14 protein-coding genes are annotated in these 13,620 nt (G+C 55.6%); 8 read left to right on the top strand and 6 right to left on the bottom strand.

Going from position 1 to position 13,620, the window contains the following annotated elements:
- The 3 genes from M2406_RS26535 to M2406_RS18900 form a co-directional block, all read right to left on the bottom strand.
- The coding region (locus tag M2406_RS26535; RefSeq protein ID WP_134267863.1) for a hypothetical protein at positions 1-83 on the bottom strand (83 nt) is incomplete at its 3' end.
- 17 nt (positions 84-100) lie between these two features.
- Positions 101-1,051 carry a transaldolase gene (gene tal / locus M2406_RS18905; RefSeq protein ID WP_017893603.1) on the bottom strand — a complete coding sequence of 317 codons (951 nt, stop codon included), beginning with the start codon at positions 1,049-1,051 and terminating at the stop codon, positions 101-103.
- A 218-nt stretch (positions 1,052-1,269) separates the two neighbouring features.
- On the bottom strand, positions 1,270-1,863 hold the full coding sequence (locus M2406_RS18900; protein ID WP_012146190.1) for a lytic polysaccharide monooxygenase: 594 nt from the start codon (positions 1,861-1,863) through the stop codon (positions 1,270-1,272).
- A 405-nt stretch (positions 1,864-2,268) separates the two neighbouring features.
- On the opposite strand from M2406_RS18900, the gene M2406_RS18895 reads away from it, so the two are divergent.
- A complete protein-coding gene (locus M2406_RS18895) occupies positions 2,269-3,210 on the top strand; it encodes a LysR family transcriptional regulator (protein ID WP_012146189.1) in 942 nt (313 codons plus the stop codon).
- Positions 3,211-3,307: 97 nt separating this feature from the next.
- Here the strand turns inward: M2406_RS18895 and M2406_RS18890 are convergent, their stop codons facing one another.
- A complete protein-coding gene (locus M2406_RS18890; protein WP_259191010.1) occupies positions 3,308-4,807 on the bottom strand; it encodes a glycosyl hydrolase family 18 protein in 1,500 nt (499 codons plus the stop codon).
- A 296-nt stretch (positions 4,808-5,103) separates the two neighbouring features.
- Here M2406_RS18890 and M2406_RS18885 point away from each other — a divergent pair, with 296 nt between their 5' ends.
- The 5 genes from M2406_RS18885 to maeB all read left to right on the top strand — a co-directional run bounded on the left by M2406_RS18885 (position 5,104) and on the right by maeB (position 9,231).
- Positions 5,104-5,430: a phage holin, lambda family gene (locus M2406_RS18885; RefSeq protein ID WP_012146187.1), complete on the top strand. Its 327-nt coding sequence runs from the start codon at positions 5,104-5,106 to the stop codon at positions 5,428-5,430.
- Positions 5,420-5,821, top strand: coding sequence for a M15 family metallopeptidase (locus M2406_RS18880; protein ID WP_012146186.1), 402 nt, complete (start codon positions 5,420-5,422; stop codon positions 5,819-5,821). Before M2406_RS18885 ends, M2406_RS18880 begins: the two co-directional genes overlap by 11 nt.
- A complete protein-coding gene (locus M2406_RS18875) occupies positions 5,818-6,198 on the top strand; it encodes a hypothetical protein (RefSeq protein ID WP_259191009.1) in 381 nt (126 codons plus the stop codon). The genes M2406_RS18880 and M2406_RS18875 overlap by 4 nt, the downstream gene beginning before the upstream one ends.
- Before the next feature lie 4 nt (positions 6,199-6,202).
- Positions 6,203-6,352 carry a hypothetical protein gene (locus M2406_RS18870; RefSeq protein ID WP_259191015.1) on the top strand — a complete coding sequence of 50 codons (150 nt, stop codon included), beginning with the start codon at positions 6,203-6,205 and terminating at the stop codon, positions 6,350-6,352.
- 599 nt (positions 6,353-6,951) lie between these two features.
- Entirely contained in the window at positions 6,952-9,231 is a 2,280-nt protein-coding gene (maeB, locus tag M2406_RS18865; protein ID WP_012146184.1) for an NADP-dependent oxaloacetate-decarboxylating malate dehydrogenase, read from the top strand.
- 52 nt (positions 9,232-9,283) lie between these two features.
- On the opposite strand, the gene mmuM is transcribed toward maeB, so the two are convergent.
- Together mmuM and mmuP are read right to left on the bottom strand one after the other, a co-directional pair.
- Positions 9,284-10,222: a homocysteine S-methyltransferase gene (mmuM, locus tag M2406_RS18860; RefSeq protein WP_112362331.1), complete on the bottom strand. Its 939-nt coding sequence runs from the start codon at positions 10,220-10,222 to the stop codon at positions 9,284-9,286.
- Positions 10,212-11,621 carry an S-methylmethionine permease gene (gene mmuP, locus M2406_RS18855; protein WP_012146182.1) on the bottom strand — a complete coding sequence of 470 codons (1,410 nt, stop codon included), beginning with the start codon at positions 11,619-11,621 and terminating at the stop codon, positions 10,212-10,214. Before mmuP ends, mmuM begins: the two co-directional genes overlap by 11 nt.
- Before the next feature lie 192 nt (positions 11,622-11,813).
- Between mmuP and M2406_RS18850 the strand changes: the two genes are divergently transcribed.
- Both M2406_RS18850 and M2406_RS18845 read left to right on the top strand, forming a co-directional pair.
- A complete protein-coding gene (locus M2406_RS18850) occupies positions 11,814-12,665 on the top strand; it encodes a ChaN family lipoprotein (protein ID WP_259191014.1) in 852 nt (283 codons plus the stop codon).
- Between the two features lie 138 nt (positions 12,666-12,803).
- The gene (locus M2406_RS18845; protein WP_259191008.1) at positions 12,804-13,568 is read left to right on the top strand and encodes a TonB family protein; all 765 of its coding nucleotides are present in this window, start codon (positions 12,804-12,806) and stop codon (positions 13,566-13,568) included.
- Positions 13,569-13,620: the final 52 nt, after the last annotated feature.

Raw genomic sequence — 13,620 nt, 5'->3', positions numbered from 1 at the left:
CCCGGGTGGCCGGAATTTGCTTTTTGTACGGCGTCCATGCTGAGTGCGCGGATGGCGTTGGCAAGCTCTTTACGAGAGGACATGTTTTACTCCAGTGTGATTACAGTTCAGCGGCCAGCATATCTTCCAGCTTTTGCTGGTCAACGGCGAACAGGCGGATACCTTCGGCCAGTTTTTCAACCGCCATGGCGTCCTGATTGTGCTGCCAACGGAAGTCAGCTTCGGCCAGTGGGGCAGGCTGATGGAAACCTTCGGTGGATGGCGTCAATTTACGCTCGACCGGTTGCTCGCTGTGCTTGAGTTGTTCCAGCAGGTTTGGTGCGATGGTCAGGCGATCGCAACCGGCCAGGGCCAGAATTTGCTCTACCTTGCGGAAGCTGGCACCCATGATCACCGTCTGATAACGGTGCTGTTTGTAGTATTCATAAATGTTGCGCACTGATTTCACGCCAGGATCCTGCTCTGCGTCGTAGTCAGCCGCAGGCTGTTTAGCCTGATACCAGTCATAGATACGGCCAACGAAAGGTGAAATCAGGAACACGCCGGCTTCGGCGCAGGCGCGGGCCTGGGCGAAAGAGAACAGCAGCGTCAGATTGGTATTGATGCCTTCTTTTTCCAGCTCCTCGGCGGCTTTGATGCCTTCCCAGGTAGAAGCCAGTTTGATCAGAATACGTGACTTATCGATGCCCTGTTGCTGATACAGCGCGATCAGTTTACGTGCCTTGGCCACACACATACCGCGGTCGAAGGACAGGCGGGCATCCACTTCGGTGGAAATGCGGCCCGGTACGCTTTTCAGGATTTCGACGCCGATATTGACCGCCAGTTTGTCGCAGGCATTAATCAATTGGGTTTCTTTGCTGCCACCTTGCTGGCGGGCATAGCTCAGGGCTTCGAGGATCAGTGGCTTATACTGAGGCAGTGCAGCGGCCTTCAGGATCAGTGAAGGGTTGGTGGTGGCGTCTTGCGGTTCGAACTGGCGGATCGATTCGATATCGCCGCTGTCGGCTACCACCGTGGTTAGCTGCTTGAGTGCATCCAGTTGATTCATTTATAAGCTCCTTGACCAAACGTCAATGTAGGGAAATGAGAACGTTTTCCATCGTAGGCTGCACACACTGCATCAGAAGCCCGCCGATTAAAATGCGCTTTTTCTGATTGTTGCAATGGATAAGAACTATGGATCCCCGAAAACCAGGCTTATAGCGGAGACAGACAATAAAAAAGGGTTCAGCACCCGGCTGAACCCTGCGGTATTCCCCCTCCTTATTATTTAGTCAAATTAACGTCAATTGCCTGATAGAAGGCATTGGCCGTATCTGCCACATCCCACACGGCGAGGATCACGTGCGAACCACTACGGTCTGCCGGTATGTTGCAGTGGTGGGTGACCTGCGCTGCAGGGATCGCGCCGCCGTCGTTCTGTTGGCAGAACGGCGTCAGGTCAAACGATGCACGGGTCAGCGGCTGGGAGGCATCCCAGTTTGGTTTGGTAATGAAATAACGCCAGCTGGTGGTGCTATGGCGAGCCGTTAGCGTCCAGGTGAAGGAGTTGGCACCGGTGTGCAGGTTGATCTTGTTCCAGCGGGTCGGCGTTTGTTGATCCAGCTCGAAGAAGGTGGATTTGTCGGCGCTGGCGATATGCCCATCTGCCGGACCGGCCTGTGGGAAGCCTTTCAACCCTTCAACACTCTGCGGTTCGTATTGCACGCTGCCGCACTGGGTATTGAGTTGTAGCTTGCACTGGTAGGAACGACTGGCCGGGGTTTCGACATAGCCGTGGGCGGCAGCCTGTTGTGATACGCCAAACAGTGCGGCGCTCAACAGGCCAAGGGACATAAGGGTACGAGAAGTATTGTTCATAAGTCACTCCTGACTGAAGTTGTATTGTAAGTCGGGTTTATTTCACCGGTGAAATGAGAGGTTATTAACGAGATTAAAAACATCATTCTTGGCGGCTTGTTTTATTTTTACTCTTAGTCTCGGCTGTCAGGATGGAATGTTTTATAGGCTATTAACTAAAATTATTATGATGATTGCCTTTCGTTTCTTGGTTGAATTTATTTAAATACTGCTGTCTAAAAAAACGGCGTCATGATGAATTTTATTTAAAGGTTCGATGAATAGTCTTTCAGATGACGCTCTCCGATATGGAGTATATTGCTTGTGGTTTTACTTACTCTTGTGTGACTTGAACGACTTTTACGCGCCAACCACTTGGGAATTTAGTGTCAATTTTTTCTTATTTTATTTCAAAGAGGAATTTGTATGACTAGATTATCCCTGGATGCGATTAAAATAATCAGCACCATAAAAAGTACCGGCTCTTTCTCAATGGCGGCGGAGGCGTTGCATAAAACGCCGTCGGCGATATCCTATAGGGTTTCCAATATTGAAAGTAAACTCTGCGTGAAACTTTTTCATCGTAATGGCCCGATGATTACCCTGACAGATGAAGGGGAATTCCTGTTGCAAGAGGGCAGCTGGATTTTAAATGCGGTGCAGGATCTTGAGAGTAGGGTAAGAAACATCCCGAAATTCGATAATAATATCCGCATCGTCGTCGATAATTTCTTTCCACTGGAAACTATCACCCAGGATATCCGTGACTATATCCAGCACAGCCCAAATGCCAACATTTCCGTACAGCGTGAAGCACTGAATGGTACCTGGGACGCCCTGAAGAACAACCGGGCGGATTTGATTATCGCCATCGGCCAGATCCCGGACAGCGTGCAGGCCAAAACGCTGATGCTCGGCAAACTGAATTTTGTGCTCTGTGTTTCACCTTCGCATCCCTTTGCGGCGCAGAAAAAGCCGGTGGATAAAAACCAGCGGCTGAACGATATCGTGGTGGTGATTGCCGACAGCAGCCACGAACTGCCCAAACGTAACCACGGCACCATGCCGTTACAGCGCCAACTGGTGGTGTGCGACGTCGAAAGTAAGCTGTCGCTGTTGAAGCGCGGCATTGGTCACGGCTTCCTGCCACCGGCGCTGATAGAAAAAGAGTTGGCGAGCGGTGAGCTGGTGACGGTGCCGGTCGATATGCAAAAGGGGGACGAAATGATTTGGCTGGCCTGGCACCCGGCCAGCAAGGGCGCCGGATTTAGCTGGTGGCATGAGCGACTGACGCGTAAAAGCGACGTCTTTAGCCTGATGGGACGCGAAGTGATACGTGACGGGGGTTACCCTTGGTGTAACAACTGAGGGAATTGACCACGAAGGGATGCGAAAATTAAACGTTTAATGCAATAAAAACCCCGTTGCCATCGGCCCCGGGGTTTTTTAATGCGGCAACCTGCCGTTATGCCACGCGGCCCACTTTCAGCCAGGCGCTGTCCGAGCCGGGTACGGAAGTGATGAAGCCCCACTTGGTCTGCCAGACATAGCCAAGATAAGACACCAGCGCCCCCTGGTTATAGGTGGTACCGGCAACGTAAGCCGGGGCGCTCATGATCGGTAAATTACCCGGACCAACGCCGGTATAACGCAGGCCGGTGCCCATATCCAGTTGACTGTCATCGTAGTCCGTCGCGTTGAAATAGCGGTCCAGCGACGCCAGCAGGTCACCGTTACGGTTATCCTGACCCAGATGCCAGAACATCACGCCGCCCAGTTGCTGCTGCTTGATGTACTTCGCCTTGTACTTGAAACTTTCGACGTCGTCGTAGGTAACAAACAGGCCATTGGCCGCGTGATACAGGTACGGCGTTTTGGTCTTGTCGTTCCACAGGCGCTGATAGCCGTAGTTGCCCAAGAGCATTTGTTCCAGTTGGCGGTAGGAGGCGATGCGCGGATCCTTATCGCGCACACACTCTTCACAGCCCACCAACCAATAGTCGGTGCCCGGGAACGGATCTTCCCCCGGGGTGCTGTGGCTGCTGTACTGGCCGCCGTTGCTGCTGCTGACGCCCTTGAACGCGCGACCGTAGAACGGCACGCCCATGACGATCTTGTTGCTCGGCACGCCTTCCAGCATCAGATGCTGTTGCACCGCCGCATCTACCGTCAGGCTGAACGGGCTGGGGAAGGCGCGGGTCAGTTCTTCCCAGCTCCAGCCCAGGTTGGCTTCGCGCAGCGCGTTATAGAAGGTTGGCCCGGCGCTGTCGCCGAACAGTCCCGCCTGGTGGTTGGTGATTTTCTCCCACGGGCCGGCCAGATCGTAGGTCATCAGGTTGATGTAATCGAGTGAGGCGACGATCTGCGGCAGCTTGCTGTAGTAACGCGACAGGAAGAAAGCGCCGCCGGCCCCGGCAATGGTCAGTTGGTAAGGCAGCGCCTGACGACCGTCAGCCAGGGTTTGCTGGTTAAGCAGGGTGCGGATCTCCTGCAGCGCGGCGACAAAGCCGTCCACCTCGCTGCTTTGCGGATATTCCCAGTCAATATCCACGCCGTCAAAACCGTAATCTTTCATGATGCGGACGCAGGATTGAGCGAATTTGGTACGTGCCGCCGGGGTTTTCACCGCGTTGACATAGTTGGCATGGGAAACGCCCAGGTCGTTGGAGTAATACCAGCCGCCGATGGAGAACATGATCCGCAGGCTGGGGTTGTGTGCCTTCAGCGCGGTTAACCGGCTGACCACGTCGCGCGCCTTGGCGTCGTTAGTCGCCGGGTCCCAGGCGCATTCCAGATTGCTGTTAATGTCGAGGAACGAGAAATTAATGTGGGTCAGCTGTTTGGCCTTGGCCGGTGTGATGTTGGACACCGGGAAGGGCACGATTGAAGTATCAGACTCGGTATAGTTATTAATTTGGTTGGTCGGAATAAAATAATAACCAATAACGGCTTTACGTTCGGACATGGTATTTCTCCAGAGTTGAGGTTTGTTGTTATTGAGAGCCATTCTCTCGCCGCTATTAATGTTTATTTTTCCAATAAAGAGAAGTCGAAAAAAATCACAGTAAAGATGAATTTTTTATCGCTCGACGCCGTTATTTACCACGAGTTGTTGTGCCATGGCTGAGCATGAATCAATTTGAACTTAGAGGCTGTATTTATTCATTTGCTTTGTTATAGCATCCTTAACTAGATTCTGAATGTACCGATATCCCACCGGCCGTGATTGGCAGTTAATTAAAATAAAATAGGAGTTCAGCTATGTCCAGTTTAGAGCCAGACGCTGTTGGCTTAATTATCCAGCGAGCATGTGAATATCTGCAGCCGGTGATGAATGCCATTTTGGCGGGCATCATGGCGTTATTGCACGGAGCTTACCGCAACGTAGGTATGCGGCGCCGACTATTAAATGCCGGCATGTGTGCATTATTGGCCTGGACGGTACGCGATGCATTAGCGCTGGCCGGGTTGGAATTAAAGTGGGCGAATCTTGCCAGCGTACTGATTGGCTTTCTTGGGGCCGATTATATCAGCGCATTAATTAAAAAAATCATAGGAAAAAAAACGGGGCTTAAAAATGATAAATGAAATTGAAGATATTCGGTTTACCGCCCGCAGTGAGGCGAACTTAATTGGCGTTCACCCGGATCTGGTACGGGTGATACGGCTGGCACTGCATTACTCGTTGGTGCCGTTTTCCATCACTGAGGGGCTGCGTACCATGGCGCGTCAGCGCGATCTGGTACGCGGTGGTCAAAGTCAGACGCTGAAAAGCCGGCATTTGACCGGTCACGCGGTGGATGTGGTGGCGATGCCGGCGGGCGTGGTGTCGTGGGAATGGGACTATTACGCGCAAATCGCGGTGGCGGTGCGCCGTGCGGCACGCGAATGTGCGGTTAACGTTGAGTGGGGGGGCGAATGGAAAACGCTGAAGGACGGGCCACACTTCCAGCTTTCCTTCAGGGATTACCCGGCATGAGCGGCTGGCTGAGCCGGTTGGCGCAGGGGGGATTGTTGCTGCTGCTGTTGGCAGCCATCTGCCTGGCCGCTTATAGCTCGCTGTTGTCGCATCGGCTGGATCTGATGCGACAGCAGGCGAGCGAACAGCAAAAGACCCTGGCGCAGCAGGCGGGGTTGATTGCCACGCTGCAAACCCAGGATGCCCAGAACCGGGCGCTGATGGCGGCTCAGCAGCAGGAACAGCAGTTGCGCCAGCAAAGCGACGTTTACCAGAGGAAATACCGTGAAGCGATTAAAAATGACGCCTGTGCTGGGCAGCCTATGCCTGGCGCTGTTATTGAGCTCTTGCGCCCAACCTCCGCAGACGGCAGCGCCGGTGGTGCTGTTGCCCCCTGAGTCGGTGTTTACTCCGTGTGAGCAGCCGCAGCTGCTGGGTAACACCTGGGGCGATGCGCTGAGTTACACGCTGGCACTACAAACCTCGTTACAAATTTGCGCAGGCCGGGTGGCGACGCTCAATGCCTGGCGTGCCCAACTGCCGTCGCACTGACGGTATTCAGACTACTGATGATGCCCGATATTAGGGAGAGCGTGCCGAAGGGGTCGTAGCAGCCTTGGCTGCCGGAGCGCCCCTCGGTGCGCTAGGCCCGGGTATCTCGAGCTAAAAAACAACTTTGTTATCAAACTCACTATCAGTCGCACTGACGGCAGTGTTTTTCTTTTCCCTCCTGTGGTACTTCTTTTTTTACTTTTAAAAAACTATTTCGATCAAGGTTATGGCCCGCTTCAAAGTTTGTGACGTTTCTCTCACTATACTTAAAGGCTGTGCCCTGCCATTGTACGTGAGCGCCGCTGGCGGTCATTTGGACGCGCAGCAAGGCGCGGGTCGTGAGGTTTGGTGGGCCAAATAAGCGACTCGTAACACAGATGCGCGTTCAAATGGCCCCAGCCCTTCGGGTCGCGCCCCAAAAGCCCGTACTCCGCGTTGTCGGGTTTGAACATAGGCCCGCTATGCTCTGCTCCCTCTGCCTTGATTACGGGCTTTTGGGTCTGCGACGGCGCCACGGACAATGACAGGACGCAGCCTCATAGCCTTAAAGGTTTACAAGTCTTACCTCAACATAAAAGCAAAAAGCATAGGAACCCATAATGGACGAACAGCTCAAACAGAGTGCGCTTGATTTTCACCAGTATCCGACCCCAGGGAAGATCCAGGTATCTCCAACCAAACCGCTGGCAACGCAACGCGATCTGGCGCTGGCCTACTCGCCGGGCGTCGCAGCCCCTTGTCTGGAAATTGCTGCCGATCCTCTCGCGGCCTACAAATACACCGCACGCGGCAACCTGGTGGCGGTGATTTCCAACGGTACGGCGGTGCTGGGGCTGGGTAATATCGGTGCCTTGGCCGGTAAGCCGGTAATGGAAGGGAAAGGCGTCCTGTTCAAGAAGTTTTCCGGCATCGACGTGTTTGATATCGAAGTGGATGAGCTAAACCCTGACAAGCTGATCGACATCATCGCCGCGCTGGAGCCCACCTTTGGCGGTATCAACCTGGAAGACATAAAAGCGCCGGAGTGTTTCTACATCGAGCAGAAACTGCGTGAGCGCATGAAGATCCCGGTATTCCATGACGATCAGCACGGTACCGCCATTATCACCACCGCCGCAGTGCTGAACGGCCTGCGGGTAGTGAAAAAGAATATTTCCGACGTGCGACTGGTGGTTTCCGGTGCCGGCGCGGCGTCGATCGCCTGTTTGAACCTGCTGGTGGCGCTGGGGTTGCGCCAGCAGAACATTACCGTCTGCGACTCCAAGGGGGTTATCTACAAAGGTCGCGACGCCAACATGGAACAGACCAAAGCGGCCTATGCCATCGAAGACAACGGCCAGCGGACGCTGGGGGATGCTATCCCGGATGCCGATATCTTCCTCGGCTGTTCCGGTCCGGGCGTGTTGACCCAGGATATGGTGAAAACCATGGCCAGGGATCCGTTGATCATGGCGCTGGCCAACCCGGAACCGGAGATCTTGCCGCCGCTGGCGAAAGCCGTGCGTCCGGATGCCATTATCTGTACCGGCCGTTCCGACTACCCGAACCAGGTCAACAACGTCTTGTGCTTCCCGTTCATCTTCCGCGGCGCGCTCGACGTGGGCGCGACCACCATCAACGAAGAAATGAAGCTGGCCTGCGTGCATGCGATTGCCGATCTGGCACTGGCAGAACAGAGCGACGTGGTGGCTTCGGCCTATGGCGATCAGGACCTGTCATTTGGCCCTGAATACATCATTCCCAAGCCTTTCGATCCGCGCCTGATTGTTAAAATCGCCCCGGCGGTTGCCAAGGCGGCGATGGAGTCCGGCGTGGCGACACGTCCGATCGAAGACTTTGACGCCTACGTCGAAAAACTGTCCGAGTTCGTCTACAAAACCAACCTGTTCATGAAGCCGATCTTCTCCCAGGCGAAGAAAGAAATGAAGCGCGTGGTGATGGCGGAAGGGGAAGAGGAAAGGGTACTGCATGCGACTCAGGAACTGGTGTCGCAGGGGCTGGCCTATCCAATCCTGGTCGGTCGTCCGAGCGTGATTGAAATGCGGCTGCAAAAACTCGGCCTGCAACTGACGCCGGGTAAAGACTTTGAAGTGGTGAACAACGAGTCCGACCCACGCTTTAACGAATACTGGGGCGAGTATTACCAGATCATGAAGCGTCGTGGCGTATCTCAGGAACAGGCGCGTCGTGCGGTAATTGGTAACCCAACGCTGATCGCTGCCATCATGCTGCATCGCGGCGAGGCGGATGCGATGATCTGCGGCACCATCGGCAGCTATCACGAGCATTACGACGTGGTCGAGAAAGTGTTTGGTTTCCGCGAAGGGGCGCACGTTGCCGGGGCGATGAATGCGCTGCTGCTGCCAAGCGGCAACACCTTTATTGCCGACACCTATGTCAATGACGATCCGACGCCGGAGCAACTGGCAGAAATCACCCTGATGGCGGCGGAAACCGTGCGCCGTTTCGGGATTGAACCCAAGGTGGCGCTGCTGTCTCATTCCAGCTTTGGCTCTTCCGATAACCCGGCGGCCTGCAAGATGCGTAAAACGCTGGAGCTGGTGAACAAGATGGCACCGGAGCTGGAGATTGACGGTGAGATGCACGGTGATGCCGCGCTAGTGGAAAGCATCCGTAACGATCTGATGCCAGATAGCCCGCTGAAAGGGGCGGCCAACGTGCTGATCATGCCGAATATGGAAGCGGCGCGTATCAGCTACAACCTGCTGCGCGTATCTTCTTCCGAAGGCGTTACCGTGGGGCCGGTGCTGATGGGGGTATCGAAACCGGTACACATCCTGACGCCAATCGCCTCGGTACGCCGCATCGTCAACATGGTCGCGCTGGCCGTGGTGGAAGCGCAGACCACGCCGTTATAAGCCTTAAGTGACTACAAGCCTCCAGCGTTTCGGCGCCGGAGGTTTTTTTATTTTATGCCCTGCAGCGTGTGGCGATCTGGTGGATATCCTGCGGCGTCGTGCGGCAGCAACCGCCAATCAGCCGGGCGCCGATGCGTTGCCATTCGCCGATTTGATCAATCAGACTGCCGTGCGCCCCCCCACAGGCATGCCAGGTTTTGCTCACAGCGTCGTAGTGTTCACCCGAGTTCGGATAGACCAGCAGCGGCTTGTCAGCCAGTGCGGCAAATTGCTGCAGCGCCGGGGCCACATTTTCCAGCGCAATGCAGTTAATGCCAATCGCCAGCACCTGTGGATTCGCCTGCAGCGCTGCCATGACCTCGGTCAGCGGCGTCCCGTCGCTGAGGTGTTGACTGTCGCGCAGGGTGAAAGCGAACCAGGCACCCAGGGTTGGGAACTCTTCCAACAGCGTCAGCAACGCCTGCAGTTCACTGAAGGACGGCAGAGTCTCACAGGCCAGTAAATCCACCCCGGCCTCGGCCAGTGCGCTGATGCGCGGGCGGTGGAAGGCGATCATCTCTTCCTGCGGCAGCGAGTAATCACCGCGATATTCAGATCCATCGGCCAGATAAGCGCCATAGGGCCCCACCGAGCCGGCAATCAGCAGCGGTGCGGCCTGCGGGTGTTGTGCCAGATAATCGCTGCGCGCCTGCTGCGCCAACTGCACGCTTTTGGCGATCAGCGCCAGTGACTGCGCTTGATCCAAACCACGGCGCAAAAAGCCTTGTGGCGTGGCCTGATAGCTGGCGGTGATGGCGCACTGCGCTCCGGCGTTGAAATAGTCGAGATGCACCTGATAAATCAGCTCAGGGTTTTCAATCAGCACTTTTGCCGACCACAGCGGATCGCTCAGATCGCAGCCGCGGGCTTCCAGTTCGGTGGCCAACGCACCGTCTAAAATCAGCGTAGGGTGGGCGCTCAAGAGTGTGGCGACAGGGTTGTTAACCGACATGATTCTCTCCCAGAGAGGTTTTTTGCCCGGCACGGCGGGTCAGGTAATAGGCGATGTAGCACAGGGCGACAAAGGGCAGCCCGCAGTAAAGCGCGATGCGCTGCTCCGGATCGAACGCCAGCCCGACGCAGGCCAGCAGGCACAGGGTGAAACCAACGATCGGCGTTAGCGGGTAACCCGGCGCGCGGTATTTAAGACCGGAAATGGGCTGGCCGCTGCGGACATAATGACGGCGGAAAGCGAAGTGCGAGGCACAGATGCTCAACCAGACCACCACCACCGCAAAGCCGGAAATTGCCGACAGCGCCACGAACACCGTGTCCGGGGCGATCACGCTGGTCAGCAATGCCAGTACGCCGCCGAGCATGCTGAAGGTCAGCGCGTTGATCGGGATACCGCGTTTATTCACGCGGGAGAAATAGGCCGGCAGGGTGCGCTGGTTGGCCAGCGACCACAGCATGCGCCCCGACGCGTACAGGCCCGAATTGGCTGCCGACAGGATGGCGGTCAGGATCACGAAATTAAAGATATCGGCGGCATAGGGCACCCCGATGCGTTCAAACACCAGCACAAACGGGCTTTTGACAATCCCGGCCTGATCCATCGGGATCAACGCCGCCAGAATAAACACCGTCCCGATAAAGAACAGCATCAGGCGGATCACCGTGGTACGTATCGCCCAGGGCACCACCTTTTCCGGGTTCTCGGTTTCACCGGCGGCAATGCCGATAAGCTCAGTACCGGAGAATGCGAAATTCACTGCCACCATGGTCATCAGGATCGGCAAGGTGCCGTTTGGCAGCCAGCCGGAGGCGGTCAGGTTATGCAGGAAGGGGGCTGGCGTGCCGTCTTTCATCGGCAGCAGGCCGAACATGGCCGCACCGCCGAGGATGATAAACGCCAGAATGGTAACGACCTTGATCAGCGAGAACCAGAATTCGCTCTCAGCAAAGAAGCGGGTCGTGACCACGTTAAGCAGGAAAATCGCCGCACAGAAGATCAAACACCACAGCCACACCGGTGATTGCGGGAACCAATACTGCATGCAGAAACCGGCGGCGGTCAGGCTGGAACCCAGTGCTACCGTCCAGGTCAGCCAGTACAGCCAGGCGACGGTGTAACCGGTGGCCGGGCCAAGATAGCGAGATGCGTAGACGTGGAAGGCGCCGGTTTCCGGCATCGCCACCGACAGTTCACCCAGGCACAGCATCACCAGATAGACCACCAATGCGCCGATCAGATAGGCCAGCAGGGTGCCGAGAGCACCGGTAGTGGAAATGATATAGCCGGTGTTGAAGAACAGCCCGGTACCAATCACGCCGCCCAGCGACAGCATCACCAAATGTCGGGCCTTCATGGTGCGTTTGAACTGCCCTTCGGCGGGAACGGCTGAGTGCATAATATTCTATCCGTATAGACGTCTAAACAGCTAAATGGCTATCAGTTATACCCGCAATACTTCATGAAATCAATGTGTGAGCGGAAACCATAAAGCAAAAACCGTTATCAGCGTCTCAGGACAGGTTGCTTTCTATATGCAAATGATAATTATTATCTATAATGTCGCCACTTTTATTACAAGGGCAGCATGATGAGATTTTTGATTTTATTGGCCGCGCTGACACTGGGCGCCTGTAGTCAGGTACCGGTTTCCTCGCCGAAAAACAGCCTTGATAACCTGGGGAAAATTACCGACTTGCGCAGCGGCGAAAGTTTGTCACCCGAGCAACTGCTGACCCGATTGGCCGCTCAGCCACGGGTTATCGTCGGAGAAAAGCATGACAACCCCTACCACCACCAGATTGAACTGTGGCTGGTGGAAAACTTACCGCAGCAGCGGCCGCAGGGCAGCGTACTGATGGAGATGATCAACCCGAGCCAACAGGCCAAAGTGAGTCAGGTGAAACAGTGGCTGCAGGGTAATCCGAGAGTGCGTGATGAGCGCGTGGCGGAGTTGATTGACTGGCAACCAGGCTGGAAATGGCCGCTGTACGGGGATTTGACGATGGCGGCGATGCGCGCACCGTACCCGCTGTGGTCGGCCAACCTGGATCGCGATGAAATCATGGCGTTTTATCAGCAGCCGGTTTTCCCGCAGGGCCAACTGTCAGTGCGTCCTGCGGTGCAGAAAGCGCTGGAAGAAACTATCCGCACTTCGCACGGTGGGAAAATTGAGCCTCAACAACTGCATGCCATGCTGGCGATCCAGCAGCAACGCGATCGACGTATGGCCGAACGTTTACTGGCAGCGCCGACGCCGACGCTGCTGATTGCCGGCGGTTATCATGCTTCCAAATCGGTGGGGGTGCCGCTACACGTGCAGGATCTGCAGCCGACAGCGTTGCCAACCGTGTTGATGCTGGTTGAGCCCGGTGTACAGGTCGATAAGCAGGTGGCGGATTACCTGTGGGTTACCCCAGCGGTTAACCCTGAGGGTAAATGATTAGGTTAAGACGGTGAAAAGAACTGTTAATACAAATTACAAATGATTATCATTAGCAAATGAGATCTAAAATCATTCGTAATTAAGTAATCTAATATCCCTATGCCGAGTCCGTCTTTATCTTATCCGCTAGCCTCCATGCCACAGCCGCGCTGGGCACGCGGATTTTTATGTGCGATAGCGGCACATGTGGTGCTGGTACTGCTGTTTTATTGGCCACCCCAGCCGCTGCCGCCGATGCCGTTAGCGCCACCGGCGGTGATGATGAGTTGGGCGGCGCAGATTGAAGCACCGGAAAGCCCCAAGCCGCTGCCGTTGGGTGTGCAACAGGCCGAGTCTTCTGCGGCACAACCGGCCGAGCCGCAGGATCAACCCGATTTGCCCAAGTTGGCGCGGGCCGAAAAGACCAAAATCAGCGTGGCTGAGAAAAAGCGAACCGAACACCAGCCACCGCAAAAAGCCCAGCCGAAGCCGGAACAGCAGGTGAAAGAGATCAGGCACGCCGCTGCATCCAGCGCTGCCGCACCGAAAGCCTTGAACATAGCCCGGCAGTCGGCCGCACCGCTGAACAGCGATTCCGCAAGCAGCGAACAGGTCAGGCTGTCGTGGGAAAGCCGGGTAAAGGGAATGCTAAACCGCATCAAGCGTTATCCGTCAGATGCGCAGCGCCGCCGCCGTACCGGCATGCCGCAGGTGTCTTTTTCTGTGGATGCTCAGGGACGGGTTTTCGATCTGACCTTGCATGCCCCGTCGGGCACCGCCTCGCTGGATCGTGAGGCGCTGGCCGTGGTCATGCGGGCACAGCCACTGCCGCCACCGCCGGTCGAAATGCTGCGGCAGGGCAAGGTTCAGGTAACGATGCCCATCGATTTTAATCTGGCGGCGCTGGACGCCAGCCAATAATTTATTTCGTGAGCCGCGTTCTTTTGTTTACCCAAACAAAAGGGAACTGCTG

Source organism: Serratia sp. BIGb0163, assembly GCF_024809935.1.
GTDB classification, from domain to species: Bacteria; Pseudomonadota; Gammaproteobacteria; order Enterobacterales; family Enterobacteriaceae; genus Serratia; species Serratia quinivorans.
Note: the sequence above shows the minus strand (reverse complement) of the source record. Positions and strands in the feature narration are given on the sequence as shown.

Coding starts and splice junctions, on each gene's coding strand:
- M2406_RS18850 (WP_259191014.1), top strand. CDS start 11,814: ATGAGATTTTTGATTTTATTGGCCGCGCTGACACTGGGCGCCTGTAGT.
- maeB (WP_012146184.1), top strand. CDS start 6,952: ATGGACGAACAGCTCAAACAGAGTGCGCTTGATTTTCACCAGTATCCG.
- mmuM (WP_112362331.1), bottom strand. CDS start 10,222: ATGTCGGTTAACAACCCTGTCGCCACACTCTTGAGCGCCCACCCTACG.
- M2406_RS18845 (WP_259191008.1), top strand. CDS start 12,804: ATGCCACAGCCGCGCTGGGCACGCGGATTTTTATGTGCGATAGCGGCA.
- M2406_RS18890 (WP_259191010.1), bottom strand. CDS start 4,807: ATGTCCGAACGTAAAGCCGTTATTGGTTATTATTTTATTCCGACCAAC.
- M2406_RS18875 (WP_259191009.1), top strand. CDS start 5,818: ATGAGCGGCTGGCTGAGCCGGTTGGCGCAGGGGGGATTGTTGCTGCTG.
- M2406_RS18900 (WP_012146190.1), bottom strand. CDS start 1,863: ATGAACAATACTTCTCGTACCCTTATGTCCCTTGGCCTGTTGAGCGCC.
- M2406_RS18895 (WP_012146189.1), top strand. CDS start 2,269: ATGACTAGATTATCCCTGGATGCGATTAAAATAATCAGCACCATAAAA.
- mmuP (WP_012146182.1), bottom strand. CDS start 11,621: ATGCACTCAGCCGTTCCCGCCGAAGGGCAGTTCAAACGCACCATGAAG.
- tal (WP_017893603.1), bottom strand. CDS start 1,051: ATGAATCAACTGGATGCACTCAAGCAGCTAACCACGGTGGTAGCCGAC.
- M2406_RS18880 (WP_012146186.1), top strand. CDS start 5,420: ATGATAAATGAAATTGAAGATATTCGGTTTACCGCCCGCAGTGAGGCG.
- M2406_RS18885 (WP_012146187.1), top strand. CDS start 5,104: ATGTCCAGTTTAGAGCCAGACGCTGTTGGCTTAATTATCCAGCGAGCA.